The 21,295-nt window shown below is 71.9% G+C and carries 19 protein-coding genes; 5 read left to right on the top strand and 14 right to left on the bottom strand.

All coding sequences use genetic code 11. From position 1 onward, the window contains the following. Positions 1–34: 34 nt before the first annotated feature. A complete protein-coding gene (locus ACWEOE_RS31385; RefSeq protein WP_452015524.1) occupies positions 35–592 on the bottom strand; it encodes a TetR/AcrR family transcriptional regulator in 558 nt (185 codons plus the stop codon). 105 nt (positions 593–697) lie between these two features. On the opposite strand from ACWEOE_RS31385, the gene ACWEOE_RS31380 reads away from it, so the two are divergent. After that, the gene (locus tag ACWEOE_RS31380; protein WP_452015522.1) at positions 698–1,924 is read left to right on the top strand and encodes an MFS transporter; all 1,227 of its coding nucleotides are present in this window, start codon (positions 698–700) and stop codon (positions 1,922–1,924) included. A gap of 64 nt (positions 1,925–1,988) precedes the next feature. Here ACWEOE_RS31380 and ACWEOE_RS31375 read toward each other — a convergent pair whose 3' ends face one another. The 7 genes from ACWEOE_RS31375 to ACWEOE_RS31345 form a co-directional block, all read right to left on the bottom strand. Beyond that, a complete protein-coding gene (locus ACWEOE_RS31375; RefSeq protein ID WP_452015520.1) occupies positions 1,989–3,218 on the bottom strand; it encodes a phosphodiester glycosidase family protein in 1,230 nt (409 codons plus the stop codon). A 554-nt stretch (positions 3,219–3,772) separates the two neighbouring features. Further along, a complete protein-coding gene (locus ACWEOE_RS31370; protein ID WP_452015518.1) occupies positions 3,773–4,099 on the bottom strand; it encodes a hypothetical protein in 327 nt (108 codons plus the stop codon). Between the two features lie 13 nt (positions 4,100–4,112). Further along, entirely contained in the window at positions 4,113–4,808 is a 696-nt protein-coding gene (locus tag ACWEOE_RS31365) for an SDR family NAD(P)-dependent oxidoreductase (protein ID WP_452015516.1), read from the bottom strand. Continuing rightward, positions 4,805–5,569, bottom strand: coding sequence for an SDR family NAD(P)-dependent oxidoreductase (locus ACWEOE_RS31360; protein ID WP_452015514.1), 765 nt, complete (start codon positions 5,567–5,569; stop codon positions 4,805–4,807). Before ACWEOE_RS31360 ends, ACWEOE_RS31365 begins: the two co-directional genes overlap by 4 nt. Then, positions 5,562–6,941 (bottom strand): MFS transporter, encoded by a 1,380-nt coding sequence (locus ACWEOE_RS31355; protein ID WP_452015512.1) that lies wholly within the window; start codon positions 6,939–6,941, stop codon positions 5,562–5,564. Before ACWEOE_RS31355 ends, ACWEOE_RS31360 begins: the two co-directional genes overlap by 8 nt. Continuing rightward, a complete protein-coding gene (locus tag ACWEOE_RS31350) occupies positions 6,938–7,828 on the bottom strand; it encodes a polysaccharide deacetylase family protein (protein ID WP_452015510.1) in 891 nt (296 codons plus the stop codon). The genes ACWEOE_RS31355 and ACWEOE_RS31350 overlap by 4 nt, the downstream gene beginning before the upstream one ends. Before the next feature lie 70 nt (positions 7,829–7,898). Next, positions 7,899–8,888, bottom strand: a complete 990-nt coding sequence (locus ACWEOE_RS31345) for an asparaginase (RefSeq protein ID WP_452015508.1) — start codon at positions 8,886–8,888, stop codon at positions 7,899–7,901. Between the two features lie 151 nt (positions 8,889–9,039). On the opposite strand from ACWEOE_RS31345, the gene ACWEOE_RS31340 reads away from it, so the two are divergent. Continuing rightward, positions 9,040–10,107 carry a LacI family DNA-binding transcriptional regulator gene (locus tag ACWEOE_RS31340; protein ID WP_452015506.1) on the top strand — a complete coding sequence of 356 codons (1,068 nt, stop codon included), beginning with the start codon at positions 9,040–9,042 and terminating at the stop codon, positions 10,105–10,107. 142 nt (positions 10,108–10,249) lie between these two features. Here the strand turns inward: ACWEOE_RS31340 and ACWEOE_RS31335 are convergent, their stop codons facing one another. The 6 genes from ACWEOE_RS31335 to ACWEOE_RS31310 form a co-directional block, all read right to left on the bottom strand. Next, positions 10,250–11,128, bottom strand: coding sequence for an AraC family transcriptional regulator (locus tag ACWEOE_RS31335; protein ID WP_452015504.1), 879 nt, complete (start codon positions 11,126–11,128; stop codon positions 10,250–10,252). 328 nt (positions 11,129–11,456) lie between these two features. Beyond that, positions 11,457–12,260, bottom strand: a complete 804-nt coding sequence (locus tag ACWEOE_RS31330) for a hypothetical protein (protein ID WP_452015502.1) — start codon at positions 12,258–12,260, stop codon at positions 11,457–11,459. A 235-nt stretch (positions 12,261–12,495) separates the two neighbouring features. Continuing rightward, on the bottom strand, positions 12,496–13,710 hold the full coding sequence (locus ACWEOE_RS31325; protein ID WP_452015500.1) for a beta-ketoacyl-[acyl-carrier-protein] synthase family protein: 1,215 nt from the start codon (positions 13,708–13,710) through the stop codon (positions 12,496–12,498). A gap of 241 nt (positions 13,711–13,951) precedes the next feature. Further along, positions 13,952–14,269: a TetR family transcriptional regulator C-terminal domain-containing protein gene (locus ACWEOE_RS31320; RefSeq protein ID WP_452015498.1), complete on the bottom strand. Its 318-nt coding sequence runs from the start codon at positions 14,267–14,269 to the stop codon at positions 13,952–13,954. A 243-nt stretch (positions 14,270–14,512) separates the two neighbouring features. Further along, entirely contained in the window at positions 14,513–15,145 is a 633-nt protein-coding gene (locus ACWEOE_RS31315) for an MBL fold metallo-hydrolase (protein WP_452015496.1), read from the bottom strand. Then, a complete protein-coding gene (locus tag ACWEOE_RS31310; RefSeq protein ID WP_452015494.1) occupies positions 15,142–16,227 on the bottom strand; it encodes an S-(hydroxymethyl)mycothiol dehydrogenase in 1,086 nt (361 codons plus the stop codon). Before ACWEOE_RS31310 ends, ACWEOE_RS31315 begins: the two co-directional genes overlap by 4 nt. A 148-nt stretch (positions 16,228–16,375) precedes the next feature. Here ACWEOE_RS31310 and ACWEOE_RS31305 point away from each other — a divergent pair, with 148 nt between their 5' ends. The 3 genes from ACWEOE_RS31305 (at position 16,376) to ACWEOE_RS31295 (ending at position 21,275) form a co-directional block, all read left to right on the top strand. Then, positions 16,376–17,638 carry a response regulator transcription factor gene (locus ACWEOE_RS31305; protein WP_452015492.1) on the top strand — a complete coding sequence of 421 codons (1,263 nt, stop codon included), beginning with the start codon at positions 16,376–16,378 and terminating at the stop codon, positions 17,636–17,638. A 124-nt stretch (positions 17,639–17,762) separates the two neighbouring features. Beyond that, a complete protein-coding gene (locus tag ACWEOE_RS31300) occupies positions 17,763–20,066 on the top strand; it encodes an ATP-binding protein (RefSeq protein WP_452015490.1) in 2,304 nt (767 codons plus the stop codon). A gap of 243 nt (positions 20,067–20,309) precedes the next feature. Continuing rightward, entirely contained in the window at positions 20,310–21,275 is a 966-nt protein-coding gene (locus ACWEOE_RS31295) for a PDR/VanB family oxidoreductase (RefSeq protein WP_452015488.1), read from the top strand. Positions 21,276–21,295 lie beyond the last annotated feature (20 nt).

Genomic DNA, 21,295 nt, shown 5'->3' with positions numbered 1-21,295 from the left:
CGGCCTCCTCGGAACTCCCGGGGAGGCCGCCGCTTCAGTTCGCCGTGATCTTCTTCAGATCGTCCACGAGCCGGTCGACGGTCTCGGGAGTCACGCTCGCGACCCCGAAGATCGTGCCGTACGCGATGGGCGCGACCAGGTGGTGGATCAGCTGCTCGGTGGTCGGGCCACCGGCGCGGGTGCGTTCGGCCAGCGAGGCGGCCTCCTTGCGGCGGGTGGCCGTGCAGTCGCTCGGGGTCGTGTGGGCCAGGGCCGCACCGGCGCGCAGCAGGGCCGTGTTGGCGGGCGTGCCGAAGTGCCGGGCGATCTCCTGGGCCCACGAGCGGATGTCGGCCCAGGTGTCGCCGGTGTCGGGGAGCTCGCGGTTCGGGTCGAGGCGGTAGAGGACCACCTCGTTGATCAGGCTCGGCAGGTCGCCCCACCGGCGGTAGATGCTCGTGGCCGCGACGCCGGCGCGCTCGGCGACGAGCGCCACCGTCACCTTCTCGGCGCCGAGCTCGCGCACGAGGTCTTCCACCGCCCGCCGGACCGCGGCGACCACGAGCGAGCTGCGGCCGCCACTGCGTTCACCCGTTACCCGACCACTGGCCATGCCTCCACCTTAACGCAGTAGAAGTTGCGCTCGTCACGGACGCTTCCCGCGGCCGCTATCGCATCATATTGTGCGTTAGCAGACTTTCTAGCGTTTGGGGCTGGCATGATCGACAGTGCTCTGATCAAGGTTTCCCGAGGTCGTGGCCGGGGCCTATCGCCGCGGGCGTCCTTCGTGGCGATCGCGTTCGTGCTCGTGGCCTTGTTCACGGCCGCGGCCGCGCCGTCACCGCTGCTCGTCGTGTACCAGGCGCAGTGGGGGTTCGCGCCGTGGCTGCTCACGCTGGCGTTCGCGATCTACGCCCTGGCCCTGCTGCTGGCGCTGCTCGTGTTCGGGTCGCTGTCCGACCACCTCGGGCGCAAACCGGTGATCACGGCGGGCCTGCTCGTGCAGATCGCGGCGATGACCGTGTTCCTCCTCGCGCCGGGGATCGAGGTCGTGATCACCGCGCGGATCCTGCAGGGCCTGGCCGCCGGCCTGGCGACCGGGGCGCTGGCCGCGGCGCTGACCGACCTCGCGCCCGAGCCGAACAAGAAGCTCGGCGGCGTGGTGAGCAGCCTCGCCCCCATGGTCGGGCTGGCGTTCGGCGCGCTGGCCACCGGCGCGCTCATCCAGGGCACCGCCCACGCGAGCACGATCGTCTTCGCCGTTCTCGACGGTCTTTTCGTGGCGGCGCTGGTGGTCGTGACCCTCACCCGCGAATCCGTGACGCGCCGGCCCGGCGCCCTGCGCAGCCTCGTGCCGCGGGTTTCGGTACCGCCCGCGGCGCGCGGCGAGTTCGGCGCCGGCATCCCCGTGATCGTCGGCGCGTGGGCGCTGACCGGCTTTTACCTCGCCCTGGCCGCCGCCGTGCTGCGGGACGTGTTCCGGATCCAGGGCGGTCTCGTCGACGGCGCGGCGGTCACCGTGGGGTTCGCCCTCGCCGCGGTGTCCGTCGTGGTGCTGCGGCGGTACTCGGCGCGGACGGCGGTGATCATCGGCCCCGCGGCGCTCGCCGTCGGCATGCTCTTGACGGTCTTCGCGCTCGCGGACCGCAGCCTCGCCTTGTTCTTCCTCGGCGACGTCGTCGGCGGGCTCGGCATCGGGGCGGCGTTCGCGGGCTCGATCGAGCTGATCGTGCCGCACGCCCGGGCCCACGAGCGGGGTGAGCTGTTCGCCGCGATCTACGTGGTGAGCTACCTGTCACTCGGTGTGCCGGCCATCGTCGCCGGCCTGCTGGTCGGCGCGTTCGGGCTCGGGCCGGTCGCGAACGGGTACGCGGTGGTCGACATCGCCTTCGCCCTGACCGGTCTGGGGGCGCAGCTCGCCCGCCGCCGGGCAGCCGGGCGGTGACGGCTCGCCGCCGTGGCCCGATGCCACGGCGGCGAGCGCGTTGTTCTCAAGGTCCTCGATGTCGTCAGCGAACGAAGATCCCGATCCCGTTGGCGACCGAACGCTCACCCGCGCCGTCGGTCGGGCGGTTGCGCACCGTCACGGCGGGCGCGCCGGGGTCGCGGGCCACGAGCGTGGTGGAGCCGCCGCCGTCGAGGTTGACCGCGTCGGCCGCGCCGGCGCGCTGCAGGAGCAGCGCGACCTCGGGTGTCGTCATGCCGCCGCTGGTGCCTGGCGCCGCCTGGACCGCCACGAGGAACATCGTGCGGCCGTCGGCGCTGAACCCGGCACCCGTCCGCACGGCGGCGGTCTTGGCGTCCTGGCCGGCGACCACGGTGCCGTTCTCGAGGACCGGGAAGCCACCGACCGCGAACCGGAACGGGACCCCGCGCCCGGTCGAGAGGTCGTAGCGCACCTGCACGTGCTGGCCCACGGTGAGCGTCCGCAGCGCGTCCGCGCCGGCTTCGCGCCCGACCAGCACCGTCTCGTCCCGCCCGATCGCGCCGGCACCGACCGCGTTGCCCACGGCGACGACCCGGTCGTGCTTCAGCGTCACCTCGGTGGTGTCCGCGCTGCACGCCGCGCCCCGGCTGGTGTCGGTGCCGCACACCGAACGGGCGCGGGAGGTCGCGCCCCACGCGCTGGTGTAGGCGCCGATGCCGCCGACCGGGATCGCGTACTGGTTCAGCCCGCCCAGTGGGTGCGTCACCGACTCGAAACGGACGCTGCCCACGAGGCTCGCCGTGCCCAGGCGCGCCACCCGGTCCACGCCGACCCCGAGAATCGCCTGCGTCGTCACGCCGGGCGGCATGCCGGGCCCGAACCGCTGCCCGTTCGGCACGGCCGCCTTGAGCACCCGCCGGTCCGCGATCTCGGGCCCGTCGGACGAGTTCGTGAACGCGACGCCCGGGTGCTGAGCCTCGGTGTTGTTGAAGAAGTCACCGTTGACCCCGGCCACCGCACCCTGCGCGTTCGCCATCTGCGACACCTTCTGCGCCTGCGCCACGGCCTGCGGGTGCAGCAGGTCCACCGACACGCGCGGGTTGCGCAGGTCCACGGTCAGCAGCTCACCCTGCAGGCTCGTCGCACTCGCCGAACTCGCGGCGAAGGTCTGCAGCCGCACACCGGGCGCGACCTGCTCGGTGGAGGTCACGTCGAGCCCGGTGTCGGCGCCGGCCACCGCGGGCAGCGTCGTCGTGGCCGTGGCCGCAGTGGCGGTGAGCGCGAGCGCCACCAGCGATCTGCGCAGTCTCATGAGTGGGGGTCCTTGTCTGAGTCGGGGCAAAGCCCGCCCACTCTTTCGACCGAGGGTGACCCGGGTCGTCCGTGGCCGTGAACCCGGTGTGAACAGCAATGGTTGATCAGCCGGTGGGTGCCGCGAGCGGGCTGCGCACTCCCCTAGCGCGCCGACCGGCCGCTTCCCCGCTCAGCACCCGGGTTCGGCAGTCCGCACCCGGACCACGTTCACCGCCACCGCGACCTCCATCCGTCGTTGCGCGAGGGGGCGCGGCAAGAGCTCGTCGGCGCGCCGGATGCCAGCCCTCCTGGTCCGAGCAGCCGGCGCCGATCCCGCTGATCCCGGCGCCGATGACGAGGACGTCGAGGTGCTCGGCCGGCTCGGGCGAGGTTTTCGGTGAAGTGGTCTTGGCAGGCATCGGTGCGCTCCCGGGCGACGTCGTCGGGCTCTGGGGTCGTGAAGACGATCCAGGGCCGCGCGCCATGCCGTCGACCGCAAACCGCACCACGTTCGGGAGCGGGGTGGTGCACAGTGCAACCGGTGCGGCGCAAGCGTTTCCCGCTGAACGCCGGTCACGCCCCGCCGGGAAACGCGGCGACGACAGCCTGCAGCAACGGCAGTTCCGCGCGGTACCGGGCTTCCAGCTCGGCAGTGAGCATGACGACGGTGCCCGGTGCCGCGGCCAGCACCGCCGCCCAGACCTCGGCCACGGTCGCGCACGACAGCGGCCGCCGGCCCGGCGGGGTGACGGCAAAACCGTCGGGCTGCCCGGAAACCCGGATCCGGGTTCCGGCGCACAACGCGTCGAGCATCTGCCCGGCGATCAGGTTCCCGCGGGTGCTGCGGCCGGCCGGGAACACCGGGTCGGTGACGACCGTCCGGCCGCAGGCTCCGCACATCCTCGAACCCCTTTCAGGGCATCACATCACCGGAGTTGGGCCCCAGCGTCTGGCCCACGAACAGGTTGCCGCCCGGGTCGCTGGCGAGCAGGAGCGCGGCCGGGGCGACCTCGTCGGGGGTGCCGAAGCGGCCGAGGGGCAGCTCGGCTCGCTTCGCCACCTTCCACGCCTCGGAAATGCCGTCCACCAACGGGGTTTCGATGGGCCCGGGGGCGATGGCGTTGACGAGGACGTTGTCCGCCGCCACCTCCAGCGCCACCGCCTTGGTGAAGCCGATGACCCCGGCCTTGGCCGCGCTGTAGTGACCGAGGCCGGTGCCGCCCTTCAGCCCCAGCTGCGACGAGATGTTGACGATGCGGCCCCACCGCTGCGCCCGCATCGGTTTGAGCACCTCGCGGCAGCACAGGAACACCCCGGTCAGGTCGACCGCGATGGTCTCGTTCCACAGCGCCAGGTCCATGTCCTCGGCCGGCGACTCGGTGAGCAGCCCGGCCGAGTTCACCAGCACGTCGACCGTGCCGAACTCCTCGCGCACCGAGGAAAACGCCGAGCGCACACTGTCCTCGTCGGACACGTCCACCGTGATCACGTCGGCGCCGGGAGCCCGGTCGAGCACGGCGACGCGGTCGCCGTTCGCCCGGAACGCGGTCGCGATGGCCTGCCCGATGCCGCTGGCGCCGCCCGTGACCACCACGGTCCGGGCGGTCACGCGCGCATCCGGACGGTCAGGCCGCCGTCGACGACGATGGCCTGACCGGTCACGTAGTTCGCGGCCGCGGAGGTGAGGAAGCCGATCACGTCGGCCACCTCCTCCGGCCGGCCGACGCGGCCCCACGGGATGTCGCCACCGGCGCGCGCGAGCCCGTCCGGGCCCAGCGAGTTGACCGGGTCGAGCGACTGCGGCGTCTCGATCAGGCCGGGGATCACCGCGTTGGCGCGGATCTGTCTCGGCCCGAGCTCGACCGCGACGCTGCGGACCAGGCCCAGCACCCCGGCCTTGGCCGCGGCGTAGTGGGCGTGGTCCTCCCAGCCATAGACACCGCCGGCGATCGACGACACCGCGACCATCGCGCCGCCCTCGCCCATGCGGGTCGAGCCGGCCCGCAGGGTGCGCAGCACGCCCGTCAGGTCGACGTCGAGCATGTCGTGCCAGCGCTGGTCCGACAGATCGGCCAGCGCGGCGTTGCGCAGGATGCCGGCGTTGGCGACCGCGTAGTCCAGCCGGCCGAACTCGTCCACCGCCCGCTGCGCGAAGGCCTCCACCTGCTCGGTGCTGCGCACGTCGACCTCGTGCACCACGGCCTCGCCGCCCGCGGCCTCGACCTGCCGCAGCGTTTCGGCCGGGTCGTGCGGGTCACCGGGGAACGTGCCGATCACCGTGTGCACCCCGCGCCGCGCGTAGTGCACGGCCAGCGCCCGGCCGATTCCGCTGGCGGCGCCGGTGATGATCGCCGCTTTCGGCTCAGACATCCACGTGGTCCTCTCGCAGGGCTTCGGCGGGCGGTTTGGCGGCGATCATCAGCACGCCGGAGACCACGGTGCCGAGCGCGCCGACCCACAGGGCCGCCGCGCCGGTGCCCGAGCCCGCCGCGACCGCGGTGAACAGGGCGCCGCCGATGATCGTGCCGGGCTGGCTCATCGCGCCGATGAACGACGTGCCGGTGGCGCGGCAGCTGACCGGGTAGCACTCGGCCATGAAGTACTGGATGGCCGCGTAGGGGCCGACCAGGAAGAACAACCCGGCGCCGTAGGTCAGGATGATCACGAACGAGCTGCTCGCGACCGGGCTGAGCATCAGCGCGAAGCACAGGCCGGAGATGATCCAGCCGATGATGATGGTGCGCTTGCGGCCGATGCGGTCGCCGAGCCAGCCGTGGAAGACGTAGCCGAAGTAGCCGATCGCGTTGATCACGATCAGCATCCAGAACGCGCTGGACAGCGACACGTCCTTGGCGTTCTTCAGCACCGAGCTGCCCAGCACGCTGAAGATCGCGATGCCGAAGAAGTTCAGGATCCAGGCCAGCGACAGCACGATCGTGTTGCGCCGCAACGCCGGCTCCCACAGCCGCTTGAGCGGCGAGGCCGAGGAGTGCTCGACGCCGTAGGAGGCGGCCAGCGCGTGCGCGTCGGCGGTGCGCCCGCCCTTCTCCAGCTCGGTCAGCTTCTGGTGCAGCTCGAACTGCGGCGTCTCGCGCAGTTTGCGCCAGATCACCCACACCACGATCGCCGCCGGGACCGCGGCCGCCACGTACAGCGCGCGCCAGCCCAGCGAATCGAGGAAGACGAACGCGAGCGCGCTGGAGAGCAGGAAGCCCAGCGGCCAGCCACCCTGGATGAACGAGTAGTAGAACCCGGGGCGCTTGCGGCGCTTCTCGTCCTCGGTGACCTGGTAGACCTCGTTCATGTAGGTCGCGTTCACCGCCTGCTCGGAGAAGCCGAGCCCGCCGAACGAGCGGATGACGGTGATGATCACGCCGCTGACCGCGCCGAGCGCGGCCGGGATGAGCGCGGTCAGCGTGGAGATGATCGCGGTGCCGCCGATGCTGGTCATCATGCCGCGGCGGCGGCCGAGCCGGTCGATGATGGGGCCGATCCCGAAGCACACGATCGCGGTGCCGACGGCGATCCACGTGTTGATCTGGTAGGCCTCGGACGCGGTCCAGCCGAACGACTCCTGCATCGCGGGCAGCAGCGTGCCGAACAGGCCGTAGTCGAACACCGCGATCGTCCAGGCGATCAGCGCCAGGACGGTGGCGGTGCGGGTGGCTTTGCGCGAGAAGACCGGGAATCTGCGCTTCTCGTCGACGGCGGGCGCCGTCAGGTCGAGGGGTTCGACGCTCATGATCCGGCTCCCTTGCGCGGGTTGCGGGCGAGGAAGGAGTCGGCGATCTGGTCGAAGGTGAGCCAGCTGACGCCCTCGTGGCCGTTGATGTGGTCGATGAGGCGCTCCAGCATGAGCAGCACCTGCGGCCGCCCGGACACGTCCGGGTGGATGGTCATGGTGAAGGTGGCCTGGTCCATCTCGCGGTACACCCAGTCGAACTGGTCCTGCCAGGTCTGGCCGAGCTCACGCGGGCTGACGAAACCGTGGGAGTTGGCCGACGCCTTGACGAACATCATCGGGGGCAGGTCGTCGAGGTACCAGTTGGCCGGGATCTCGACCAGGTCCGTCTCCTCGCCGCGCACGAGCGGCTTCATCCAGGTCTCGGCGGGCTGGGCGTAGTCGATCTTGGTCCAGCTGTCGCCCACGCGGACGTAGTACGGCTCGAAGTCGCGGTGCATCAGCGAGTGGTCGTACTTGATGCCGCGTTCGAGGAGGATCTCGTTGGTGACAGGGGAGAACTCCCACCACGGCGCCACGTACCCGGTGGGCCGGCGGCCGGCGACCTTCTCGATCAGCTCGATCGAGCGGTCCAGGATCGCCGTCTCCTGCTCGCGGGTCATCGCGATCGGGTTCTCGTGCGAGTAGCCGTGCGCACCGATCTCGTGCCCGGCGTCGACGATGGCGCGCGTCAGGTCGGGAAAGGTCTCGATGGAGTGGCCGGGCACGAACCACGTGGTGGTCAGCCCGTAGCGCTCGAACAGGCGCAGCAGCCGGGGGCCGCCGACCTCGCCGGCGAACATCCCTCGGGAGATGTCGCAGGGCGAGTCTTCACCGCCGTAGGAGCCGAGCTGGCCGGCCACGGCATCGACGTCGATGCCGAACGCGACCTGGATGTCCTTTGTCATGAACAAGCCTCTCGTGGTGTGGGGTGTGGGGAACGGTGGTGTGGGGAAACGGGCGGGCCGGGCGGCGGAGTCAGGGTTCGCCTCCCCTCCGCGCGAAAGCCGCCGCGATGTCTTCGCGGGACCACCCGAGCCGCAGGAGCAGGGACAGCAGGACGAGCGACTGGGAAGGACGCAGCAGCCCGGCCGGGATCGCGCCCGCAGCCAGCAGGTCCTTGCCGCCGCCGGCGCCGTACACCGGGACGACCGGGCCGGCCTGCACGCGGGTGCTGGTGACCACCACGACGCCCCGCGCCGTGGCCTCGGAGACGGCCTCGCACAGCACCGGGTTGGCGTTGCCGATCCCGGTGCCCTGCAGCACGATCCCGGCCGCGCCGGCGGCCAGCGACGCGCGCAGGTGCGCCGCGTCGGCTCCCGGGTAGGACGCCACCAGGTCCACGCGGCAGCCGGCGCCGCTGTCGGGCAGCGGCAACGGTTCGGACCGCTCGCCCGCCCAGCCGTCGCGGCCGTCGTCGGGGTTGCTGAACGCGTGGGCCAGCAGGGTTTCCGACTTGCGCACCCCGCGGGCGGGGAACACCTCGCCCGCGAAGCAGACCAGCACCCCGCGGCCGCGGGTGCCGGGTGCGCCCGCCAGGGTCAGGGCGCGGGCGAGGTTGCCCGGGCCGTCCGGGTCGGGTGCGTCCGCGGCCCGCTGCGCGCCGGTGAACACCACCGGTCGCGGGTCCGCGTGCACGAGTTCGGCCAGGAACGCCGTCTCCTCCATGGTGTCGGTGCCGTGCGTGACCACGACCCCGACCACCGCGGGGTCGGCCAGCGCCTCGCGGATCCGGGCGCAGACCAGGAGCATGTCGTCCACGTCGAGGGTGTACGAACCGACCCGCAGCACGTCGACCACGCGCACGGGCAGCGAGTGCGGGCCACCGGTGCTGCGCAGCAGGTCGTCGGCGCCGTCCGAGGCGACGGCGGCGCCGTTCAGTTCGGCGCGGCTGCGGGAGGAGATCGTGCCGCCGGTCGCGAGGAGCACGACGTGCTCACCTCGCTCTCTCGTCCGGCCGGTCGTCACGAACGATCTCCTTCCGTCGTTGCCTGGTCGTTTCCGAACCCAATCGTTTGGGTTACGGCGCCCGAGGCGTACCCAAACGATTGGGTACGATGGGTGCGGACTGTACGGTGTGGTTCGAATCCGGGTCAATACCCGGCGGAGAGGTGGGGGCTTGCCCAGGGCGAAGGCTGCGCGCGAAGGCGATGACACGGCCGTCGGGGAGGGACCGGCCGTCGACCGCGTGCCGACGCTGAAGGACCTCGCCCAGCAGCTGGGCATCCACCCCTCGACCGTGTCCCGCGTGCTGCACTCCGACCCGGAGTCGGCGCGCGGCGCGGCTTCGGACGCCACCGCGCGCCGGATCCGGGAGCTCGCGGCCGAACTCGGCTACTCCCCCGACCCGCAGGCGTCCGGCCTGCGCACGCGCCGCACGCGGTTGCTCGGCGTGGTGGTGCCGCGGCTGTCCGACCTGGTGCTGGCCGTGATGTACGAGGGCGTCGAAGCCGAGGCGGCGACCATCGGCTACTCGTCGTTCGTCACCAACTCCCGCGACGACGTGGACGAGCAGCGCCGCAAGGTCGAGCTGATGCTGGCGCGGCGCGTCGACGGGCTGATCATCGGCGACCGGCACCTCGACGTCGACGTGGTGCTGACCGACCTTCGCCGCCGGGCCGTGCCGTTCGTGCTCATGAACCGCCGCCACCCGGAGATCCCGTCGGCCACCTGCGACGACACCCGCGGCGGCGAGCTCGTCGCGGAACACCTGTGGGACAAGGGCCACCGCGACGTCTGCGTGATCGCCGGCGAGGCCTACGCGACCACCGGCGTGGACCGCACGGCCGGCTTCGTGCAACGCTGGCGCGACCTCGGCGGCGACATCGGCGCCGACGACATCGTGCTGTCCCGCTTCGACACCCAGGGCGGCCGGGAGGCGGCCGAGCGGATCCTCGCCTCGGGCCGTCGCCCGTCCGCGCTCTTCGCGGTCAACGACTTCGCCGCGATCGGCGCGATGGGTGCCCTGCGCTCCCACGGTCTCACCGTGGGCCGCGACTGCGCGGTGGTCGGGTTCAACGACACGTCGCTGGCCGCGGAGCTGCCGATCCCGCTGTCGTCGGTGCGCTCGCCGATGTTCGAGATCGGCCAGGCCGCGGTGCGCCTGCTGCGCGCCGTGATGCGCGGCGAGCCCGCGGAGTCGGCCCGGTTGACGCCGAAGTTGCAGATCCGCGAAAGCAGCACCTGAGCGGCCGAGCCGGCCTCGAGAAGAAGATGCGGGCAGCGTGGACAGCGTCCCGGTGCGGCTGCCCCGGAGGTTTTCTGCGGCAGCGAGGAGTCGGTTCCGAGCGCCGACGAGTCGGCGTTCGACCGCGTCGCCCCCTGACGGCTCAGCGAGCCCCCACCGAGTTCTTGCGGAACTCCGAGGGCAGCGTGCCGACCGTGCTGCGGAACGCCTGCCCGAACGCCGACTCCGAGCGGTAGCCGACCTCGCCGGCGACGCGGCCCACGGAGTAGTCGGAGCGGGCGAGCAGGTCGGCCGCGACCATCATCCGGATCGAGGTCAGCAGGGAGCCGACGGTGGTGCCGGTGCGGGCGCTGAAGCGGCGCAGGAAAGTCGCGCGCGACATGGCGGCCGCGGCGGCCATGCGGTCGATCGTCCACGGCTCGCCGGGGCGTTCGACGACGTCGACGATCACGCGGCCCAGCACGTCGTCGCCCATCACGGTCCACAGGGCGGGGGTGTCGAGCCGGTGTTCGGGCCGGCGGCGCAGCGCCATGGTGAGCAGCGCGTCGCACAGGGAGCACAGCAGGATGTCGGCCCCGGGGCCGTCGAAGCGGGTTTCGCCGCGCAGGACGCCCGCCAGCCGCACCGCCGGCGTGTCCAGGGTGACGTGCACCAGGTCCGGCAGCAGCCGGAACAGCAGCGCGCCGGCGGCCGAGTCGAAGCGGAAGTAGCCGCAGTACAGCTCGAGCTCGGCGTCGCGCCGCGCCGACGACCTCGGGCCGGGCACGTCGTCGAACCGGCGCCGCACGGCCGTCACGCGGTGCGCGTTCCCGCCGGGGAGCAGGAGCAGGTCGCCCGGGCCGAGCTCGACCGTGGCCGAGCCGGTGGACACGGTGCAGGTGCCCTCGAGCACCAGGTGGAACGGCACCCGCCCCGGGCCGGCGGCTTCGTGGTCCGAAGTGGACTGTCCGGCCGTGACGCAGCGAACAGCCAGCTTGGCTTCGAGTCGGGCCAGGCGGATGAGCCGGCTCAACGCGTCCATGGCACCACTTCGCAAGAAGGCGAATCGGTCACGTCTCCCCATGTCCTTTCCGACCGGCACGCGAAATCCGCCCACAACCCTCGTGTACGAATCTTTCGTACCCCAGTGGCGGCCACAAGAGCGAGCCGACGGCGTGCAACGAGCCCGATCATCCCCTTCCTTCCTGCCCGGCCCAGCCTTGACGCCGGTCAGGACCCCGCGGCGGCGGCGAAATCGATCAGTCCCGTCATCAATCCGGACGAGATTCCCGTGAACCGGTCCGCGTCGAACCCACGCAGCATCGGCGCGTCCCGCCACGCCGCCGGGTTCCCGAACCGGAACGGCAGGTCTAAGCAGTGACAGCTGAGCACGCGCGGCACGGCGCCGCGGGCCGTGAACGCGGACAGCTGGGCCGGGATCCCCCGGCCCGCAATGCATCGGCGAGCTCGGCCGGAAAACGCTGGAACTGCCGCCAGGAAGCGACGCCGGCCACTTTCTCGTACGGCGTCGACGGAATGGCCCAGTCCGGTGGGACGTCCTCCGGGGGCACCGTCGCGAGCCATTCGTCCACGAGCTCGGAAGTGGCCTCGGATTCTGGTTTCTCTCCCGACAGAAATGCCGTCGCCTCGTCGGCGGTGTACCGGAGGAAAACGGCGTCTACGTGGCTCTGTTCCGCCGCCCACACCGCGTCCATCAGCTGCGCAGGGACGTTCTCCGCCACCGTCGGCAGGTACGCCGCGGGCAGCTCACCCAGCTCCCGCGGGCGCGCGAGCCCGCGCAACGCCGCCATTCCGGCGCGCAGCAGGGAATCGGCCGACGTGGAGCCGAGCCCCTCCTGCGTCAGCTGCCACACGCGCGCGGAGTGCTCCGGCGAGCACGGCTGCCTCGTGCCCATGCTGAGGTGCGCGAGCCGGCGGAACAGCCCGCGGGCCTCCGGCGTCACGCCCAGCAGGTGCCCGTACCACGCCCCCGCCGACTGACCGACGAACGCGAGCGCACGCCCGTCGTACCAGGGCAGCGAGCCCCCGCCCGTGGTCCGCGCGCCGCCGACGACGAAGAACAGCGCCGGCAGCCGCTCCCTGTGCTCGGGCTCCCAGACGTTGAGGAAAAACGCGTCCTCGTCCTGGGAGTTGGCCGATTCACCGCCACCCATCACCTTCGCGAGCCGGCCCGGCAGCTGCGAAGCGAATCCCTGCGGTCGTCGCGTACTCGATGCCGAGCCAGCCCCGGACCCGGCGCGGGCCTCACCGCGGACCGGAGCGGCGCGGCCCGGCACCACCACGGCACGAGATCCGGGGATGGTCCACCGGCCTCGAGGCGTCCGTCCACAAAGAACTGATCGCTCAGTCCGCACCGGGCGCAGGAGTGCCAGGTCTGTTGTGCCGAGCTCAGCCGACCGGGGTGAACACGAGGCTGCCGTTGTGGCCGCCGAACCCGAAGCTGTTGGACAGCACGGGCCCGGGCGTCCACGGCGTGGGTTCCCGCACGAGGTCGACATCGAGGTCGGGATCCTGTGTGGACAGTCCGAGCGTCGGAGGGATGGTCGCGTGGGCCACGGTGAGCGCCACGGCCACGGCCTCCAGCGCGCCGGCCGCGCCGAACGAGTGCCCGGTGGCACCCTTGATGCTGGTGACGAGCGGGCGCGCCGCCCCGAAAACGCGGCGGATGGCGTGGGCTTCGGCGGCATCGTTGAGCGCGGTCGAGGTGCCGTGCGCGTTGACGTGGGTGATGTCGTGCGGAACGTAGCCCGCGTCGGCGATCGCCAGGCGCATGCAGCGTTCGGCACCGGCGCCGGTCGGGTCGGGCGCGGTGACGTGGTAGCCGTCGGCGGTCGCACCTGTGCCGTCGATCGTCAGGTAGACGTGCGCACCACGAGCAAGCGCTTTCTCCAGCGGTTCGAGCACGACCGCGCCGGCGGCCTCCGAGCCCGCGGTGCCGTCTCTGTCCACATCGAACGGACGGGAGATCCCGGTGGGGGTCAGCGCGCGCATGTTGCTGAAGCCCGCGATGTAGGTCGGCGTGATGTTCGCGTCACTGCCGCCCGCGAGGACGATGTCGGCCGCGCCCGAGGCCACGAGTTTGGCCCCCGCGGCGATGGCGTCGGTCCCGGCCGCGCACGCGGTGGTGACGGTGCTCGCGCCGCCGCGCAGCCCGTAGCGGATGCTCAGCGTCGCGGCCGCCGCGTTGGGCAGGGTCATCGGGACGAAGTGCGGCGACACGCGGCGCTCACCCGACTGTGTCCGGACCTCGGCCTGGGCCTCGAACGTGAGCGCGCCACCGGTGGCCGTGCCGAGGACGACGGCGGCGCGTTCGGCGTCGACGCCGGTCAGCCCGGGCGCGGAATCCACGATGTGGCCCGGCAGCAGGCCCGCGTCGGCCAGGGCCTCGTCGGCGGCCGCCACGGCCAGCTGCGTCGTGCGGTCCGTCGTCCGCGCGAGCTTGTGCGACAGCCACTGCCGCGGGTCGAACCCGGTCACGTGCCGCAAAGCCGCCGCGGGGGCCGGGCGTGAGAAGCCTTCCCAGAAGTCCTTCACGCCGATCCCCACCGGTGAGACGACGCCGATCCCGGTGACCGCCACCCGTCTGTTCAGGGCCGGCTTCATCATTCACTCCTTTGGGGCACGAGTGATGATCACGGTAAGCGTCGATCGGGCGCTTTTCCCGCAACGATCATCAAGCGATGACGGGTGGGCTACTCGAGTGCCCTCCACGCCACGCTTGCGCTGAACTCCACGCATTTGCGCGATCAGTCATCGCGGAATCCGGAGAAGTCGTTTCAGGGGACCGATGTGACGGTTGCCTCAACGGTTCGCGGTGGCGAGGAGGCGAAAGGGTGCACGATCGTCACCCGATCAGGTCGAACGCCAGCTGATCGGGTTCCGCGCGGGCCGGCAGGTCACCGAGATCCGCGACCTCGCGGGCCGCTTCGGCGAGGCGGGCGCGCCACCGCGTCGTGCCCTCGACGACCTCGTCGTGGACCACACCGGTGAGCGCGTCGAACTCGAAGGTCGCCGTGGCGAACAGGCAGTCGCTCAGGAACCGGTGCGGCTCTTCGGCGATGTGGCGCACCCAGCCTTCGGCCGCCGCGGCGGGCGCAAGCACGATCTCGGCGGGCCGGCACGCTGCCGCCCCCGCGGCGGATACCAAGCGAACGTCTGCCAAGGAGATCAACCACCGCCGGGTGGCCGATCGGGACACGGTGGGCCGGCTCCGGCCGGCCGGCCACGACGGGCACAGGACGACCCCGGATAGCCGAACACACGCGCGTCCGACCCGGGTCCTGCGGCAGAGAGTGCAGCTGGGCCTGCTCGACCACGGGCCGGACGAGCTGCTCAACGTCGGCGTCCGTCTGCGCGAGGTCGGCACTCGGAGTCACGCTGTCCGGTGCGCCGCCGGGGCACCGGGTCAGAAGCCCCGCGCCACCCACTCCTCCAGATGCGGAGCCTCGCCACCGACCGTCGTGCCGTCGCCGTGTCCCGTGTGGACCCGGGTTTCCGGCGGCAGCACCAGGACCCGCTCCCGGATCGACGCGATGATCGTCGGGAAGTCCGAGAACGAGCGCCCGGTCGCGCCCGGGCCGCCGGCGAACAGGGTGTCGCCCGTGAACAAGGCGCCGGCCTCGGGCAGATACAGGCACAGTGAGCCCGGTGAGTGACCCGGCGTGTGCAGGAACTCCAGTGCGGTGCCGGCGACCGCGAGCCGCTCACCGTCCTCCGCGCGCCAGAACCGCTGCCCGGGGTGGGTCTGCTCCCACAACTGGCGGTCGGCCGGGTGGAGCACCACCGGCGCGTGCAGGTGGTCGCCCAGCTGCGGCGCGACGGTGACGTGGTCGTTGTGGCCGTGGGTGCACACCACGGCGACGACGTTGCGGTCGCCGACCGCTTCGGTGATGGCCTTCTCGTCGTGGGCGGCGTCCACGATCACGACCTCGTCGTCGTCGCCGACGAGCCAGACGTTGTTGTCGACGTCCCACGTGCCGCCGTCGAGGGCGAAGACGCCGGACGTGACCACGCGGTCGATCCGCAGCGCGCCGCTCACAACACGACCACGGAACGCAGCACCTCGCCGGCGTGCATGGTGTGGAAAGCCTTCTCCACGTCGTCCAGCGAGATCCGCTCGGTGACGAACTTGTCGAGCGGGAGCCGGCCCTGCTGGTAGAGGTCCACGAGCATCGGGAAGTCGCGCGAGGGCAGGCAGTCGCCGTACCAGGACGACTTCAGCGAGCCGCCGCGGGCGAAGAAGTCGAGCAGCGGCATCTCCAGGCGCATGTCCGGCGTCGGAACGCCGACGAGCACCACGGTGCCGGCCAGGTCACGCGCGTAGAACGCCTGCTGCCACGTCTCGGGGCGCCCGACCGCGTCGATCACGACGTCGGCGCCGAACCCGCCGGTCAGCTCCTGGACGGCGGCCACCGCGTCGATCTCCGCGGCGTTGACGGTGTGCGTCGCGCCGAGGTCGCGCGCCCACGTGAGCTTCCGGTCGTCGCGGTCGACGGCGATGATCGTCGTCGCGCCGGCGAGGCGGGCGCCCGCGATCGCGGCGTCGCCCACTCCCCCGCAGCCGATGACCGCCACCGAGTCACCGCGGCCGACACCGCCGGTGTTGACCGCGGCGCCGAGGCCCGCCATCACGCCGCAGCCGAGCAGGCCGGCGACCGCCGGGTCCACGTTCGGGTCCACCTTGGTGCACTGGCCCTCGTGCACCAGCGTCTTGTCCGCGAACGCGCCGATGCCCAGCGCCGGGGTCAGCTCGGTGCCGTCGGTCAGGGTCATCCGCTGGGTCGCGTTGAACGTGTCGAAGCAGTACTGCGGACGGCCACGCTTGCACGCCCGGCACTGCCCGCACACCGCGCGCCAGTTCAGGACCACGAAATCCCCCGGCTGCACGGAGTCGACGCCGGCGCCGACGCTCTCCACGGTGCCCGCGGCTTCGTGCCCGAGCAGGAACGGGAACTCGTCGTTGATGCCACCTTCGCGGTAGGTCAGGTCCGTGTGGCAGACGCCGCACGCCGCGATCGCGACGACCACTTCACCGGGACCCGGGTCCGGGACGACGATGTCGGTCAGCTCGACCGCCGCGCCCTTCGACCGGGCGATCACCCCGCGCACCTGCTGTGGCATTCCCCGAAACCTCCTCGACGACCGAAGGCATGCGTGGCAACGCATGCCTTCCGCGACCCTAGATCGGGTGAGCGGGACAGCGACCTGGTCGTCGGTCGAGGGAAACCTGGTCTTCCGATCAGGCGCGGTGGTCAGTACGCTCGTCCCGGTGCCCGACGCCGTCGAACTGACCGAGCTGCGTGAAGTCGTCGAAGGCCCGCTGCGCGAGATCGCCGTGCGGTTCTCGCGGCTGCTCGCCGACGGCTGGCCGCACCAGGCGCTCGTCATCTTCACCCTCGAGTGCACCGGCCGCCCCCGCAAGGTCGCCGGCGCCCCGGCCATCACGGAAAAGATCACCGTCGCCGAACTCGAGGAGCTCAAGGCCGCCGTCGCCGGTCACCGGCCGGTGACCACGCAGGCCACGCTGGGCGGCACCGAGCGCACCGTCTGGACGGTACTGGATCCGGGCGGCACCCTGCTGGTGCTGTTCCCACGCCCGCCGCGGCCCCTGCGGGCCCGCTGCCCACAGCCGGAGCTGCTGGCGGCGTTGTTCGGGATCGTCGCCACCTCGATCCGCCAGCAGGTCGCCCAGGCCAGCCCCGACTACCTCGCCGAGTCGCGCGCGGCTTCGACCGAACGGGCGCGCACGATCGCCGAAATGGCCGCGGCCCACGAGACCACGCTCGTCACGATCCTGACCGCGCTGCGCTCCACCCGCCTCGACGACTACCGGGCCCGGCTCGCCGCGACGGACGCCGCCTCGGCCGCGCTCGTGGCCCTGCGCTCGGCGGGCAAGTCCGATCTCGTGCTGTCCGAAGAGCCCGCGCGCAGCGCGTTCGCCAGACTGCGCGGACAAGTGCGGCAGATGCTGCGCCACCACGACGCGGACCTGGAGTTCGCCGGCCCGGCGAAGGACGCGCACCCGCTGCCTGGCGAGATCGCCCACGCCGCGCGCGCCATGACCGGCACGGCGGTGCTGGCCTTCACCGCCCAGCCCGACCTCACGCGCCTGCGGATCGCGTGGTCGACGGATGCCACCACGCTCCACCTCGACATCCGCGACCGCGAGTCCGGGCACCTCGACGCCGAGGCGCTGCGGGGACAGCTCGAAGGGCGCGCGAAAACCCTCGGCGCCGCCGTCGAGGTGGACTCCGTGCCCGGCTGGGGCAGCCGGGTCGCCATCCACGTGCCCTTCGCCCCCGCCTCCGACCCGGCCGACGAGGCCAAGCTGCCGGACCTCAACCGCCGTGAGCTCGAAGTCCTGCGCCTCGTGGCGCGAGGACAGCGCAACAAGGCCATCGCGCACGACCTGGGCATCACCGAGAGCACCGTGAAGTTCCACGTCGCCGGCGTGCTGAAGAAACTCGACGTCAGCTCCCGCGGGGAAGCGGCCGCGCTCGCGCTGACGTCCGGGCTCATCGCCGGGGACTGACCGCGCCCGCCCGATTCGGCCGGTTGACCCCCCTCGGGTTCGAACCCATCATGGACTCCGACCGCCGGTCAGGCAGCGCTGCTTCCCGTCTCCTGATCATGTTCGGAGACTCGTGGAGGGCGCTGTGTCGAAGGCGAGAACCCGCAGCGGCAACGTGCCCTCCACCGCGACGAGCTTCATCGGCCGGCGCCGGCAGCGCAAGGAGATCCGCGACCGGCTGGCGGACGGGCGGCTCGTGAGCCTGATCGGGCCCGGGGGCGTGGGCAAGACCCGGCTGGCGCTGCAGTTCGCCGACGAGATGAACCACCTCTTCGAAAACGGCGTGTACTTCGTCGAGCTGGCGTCCATTTCGGACGGAGGAGACGTGCCGAGCGCGGTCGTCCACGCGCTCGGCATCACCGACCAGTCGAACCGCGACGCCGTCACGAAGCTGATCGAGCACGTGCGCGACCGCGAGATCCTGCTCATCCTCGACAACTGCGAGCACGTGCTCGCCGGGGCCGCCGCGCTGGTCTTCGAGATCCTGCGGCAGGCGCCCGCCGCCCGGATCCTCGTCACCACCCGCACGTCGTTGACGGTGACCGAGGAGTTCCTCTACCCGGTGCCCCCGCTCACCGTGCCCGACGCCGCGCACCCGGTCAGCGCCGAGTCCCTGTCGCAGTTCGAGTCGATCCGGCTGCTGCAGGAACGGGCTGCGGCTGCGTCCCCGGGTTTCGTGCTCGACGAGCAGAACGCCGCCGCAGCGGCGCGCTTGTGCATCCGGCTCGAGGGCATCCCGCTGGCGATCGAGCTGGCAGTCGCCCGCCTGCGCATCCTGTCGCTCGAAGAGATCCTCGACCGGCTGACCGACCGGTTCGGGCTGCTCACCACGGGGAACCGGTCGGCCGCCCCACGCCAGCAGACGCTGCGCTCGCTCGTGGACTGGAGCTTCGACCTCTGCACGGAACCGGAACGCCGTCTGTGGGCGCGCCTGTCGGTGTTCGCCGGGGGTTTCGACCTGACGTCGGCCGAAGGCGTGTGCGGCGAGAACGGCGAAGCCTCGACGCTCGATCTCGTGAACTCACTGGTGAACCAGTCCATCCTGGACGTCGAGGGCCACGGATCGTCGAGGCGGTTCCGGATGCTGGAGACCATCCGGGCCTACGGCGCGGAGGTCCTCACGCGCACCGGGCAGTCGGAGACCTTCCGCGGCCGCCACCGCGAGTACTTCCTCGGCGTGGTCGAGGATCTGGAACGGTCTTGGTCCGGGCCCGATCAGACCGCCTCGGCCGAGTGGATGCGCGTGGAGCGGGACAACCTCCGGGCCGCGTTCGACACCGCCACGCCCGGCGACGACCACCAGCTCGCGCTGGTCGCGGGACTGCGGTACCGCTGGTACGCCGACGGGTACCTCGCCGAGGGCCGCCGCTGGGCGGACGAAGCGCTCGACGCGCCCGACGGTGACCGAGCACCGTCGGCAGCCCGGGCGAAAGCGCTGTGGGTCGCGGCCCGGGTGTCGCTGCTGCAGGGCGACCACGAGGTGGCACGGCAACGCCTGGAGGAATGCGAAGCGGCCGCGGCCCGCCTGAACCTCGCCGACGCGGCGGCCCAGTGCCGCGGCCTGCGCGGGCTCGCCGGCCAGCTCCGCGGAGACCTCGCCGAAGCCGAGCGGCACTTCGAGGTCGCACTGCGCGAGCTGGCCGACGTCGGCGAAACCGCCGAATGGCTGATGGCTTCGTTCGAGTACGCCGTCGCGCTGTCGCTCGGCGGCCGCAGCCTGGACGCGTGGGCCGTGAGCACGGCGGCGCTGGCGGTGTGCCGGAGCCGGGGTGAGCGCTGGGCGCGCTCGTACCTGAAGTGGAGCCAGGGCCTCGACCAGTGGCTGCGCGGCGACTTCGCCGCGGCGCAGGCGACCGCCCTCGACTCGCTTCGCGACCACCGCACCTTCGACCCGTCGCTGGGCACCGCGCTGATGACCGAGCTGCTCGCGTGGATCGCCGCGTCGAGGAGCGAGTTCGAGCGGGCCGCGCAGCTGATCGGCGCGTCGGAAAGCCTGTGGCGCCGCACGGGCACCCAGCTCTCGGCGTTCGGACCGAAGCTCACCGGCTACCACTCCGCTTGCCGCGCGCGGCTCGAACAGGCCATGACGCCGCGCGAACGGTCGGCCGCCGAGCAGGCGGGCGCGCGGCAGACCCCGGCCGGCGTCATCGCCTACGCGCTGGCCGAACGGGCCGCCGCGGCGTCGCCCGAAAGCGAACCGGCCGCGCTCACCAGCCGGCAGCAGGAGATCGCGGAGCTGATCTCGAAGGGGCTGACCAGCCGCCAGATCGCGGCGGCCCTGGTGATCTCCGTGCGCACGGTGGAGAGCCACATCGACAACATCATGACGCGCCTGGGTTTCGGCTCGCGCAGCCAGATCGCTTCCTGGTACAGCGCGCAATCCCTCTGACGCCCGCCCACTGCGGTACTCGCCCGGCTTGAGCCGGTTGCGCTACCGGACCTTGCTGGTCGACGCCGTCGTTCAGCGTGCGTTTCCGTAGCTTGCGTACCCCCGCCCGTGATTTCCCCCATGTGCGTCCTGCGCCCGTGCCGGAGATTACGGGAGCCGTCAGCCGGCGACCCCCGGGTCGCCGACGCGGGTTGGAGCAACGAAGCCCCGCCGGGCCACCCGGCGAAAACCCGAAGGAGTCCCATGGCAGTGCAGCACGTACCCGAGGACCTCGTGCTGGAAGTCAAGGCGAAGACGCCGATCACCGACGCCATCACGCAGCTGACCCTCGTCCGCGCCGACGGCCGGGACCTGCCCGAGTGGACGCCCGGGAGTCACGTCGACCTGGTGCTCCGCCCGGATCTGGTCCGGCAGTACTCCCTCTGCGGCAAACCCGGCGACTCGCGTTCGTGGCAGGTGAGCGTGCTGTACGAGCCCGACGGCCGCGGCGGCTCCGCCCACGTGCACCGCGAGCTGCGCGAAGGCCAGAGCATCACGGTCCGCGGGCCGCGCAACAACTTCCGCCTCGTCGACGCGCCGCGGTACCTGTTCATCGCGGGCGGGATCGGCATCACCCCGATCCTGCCGATGATCGAGTCGGTCGAGCGCGCCGGGGCCGAGTGGTCCCTGGTCTACGGCGCCCGCAGCCGCGGGAACATGGCCTACGCCGGCGACCTCGTCGAGGCCTACCGCGACGGCGTGACCCTGGTGCCCGAGGACACTCACGGCCGCATCGACCTCGCCGGCCTGCTCGCCGGTGTCGGGCCCGAGACCGCGGTGTACGTGTGCGGCCCCGAAGGCCTGTTGTGCGCGGTGGAGAAGCTGGCGGCGGAACTCGACCTCGTGAGCCGGATCCACCTGGAGCGCTTCGTCCCGAAGACCCCGGCGCACGCGCCGGTCCGCGACGAGTTCGACGTCGAGTTCGCCCGCACCGGCATCACCGTCTCAATCGGACCGAATCAGTCTATTTTGGATGCCGCACGGGCTTCCGGTATCCCCGCACCGTTCTCGTGTTCGGAAGGAACGTGCGGCACCTGCGAAACCACCATCCTTTCGGGCCGGGCCGACCACCGCGACTCGGTGCTCAGCCCCGCGGAGCAGGAAGAGAACAGCACGCTGATGATCTGCGTCAGCAGAGCCGCGTGCCCGAAGCTCAGCCTCGACCTCTGACCACCCGTCGAAGAGAAAGT

The organism is Amycolatopsis sp. NPDC004368, from assembly GCF_053602515.1.
The sequence above is the reverse complement of the archived record's forward strand: the minus strand, read 5'-3'. Positions and strand labels throughout refer to the sequence as shown.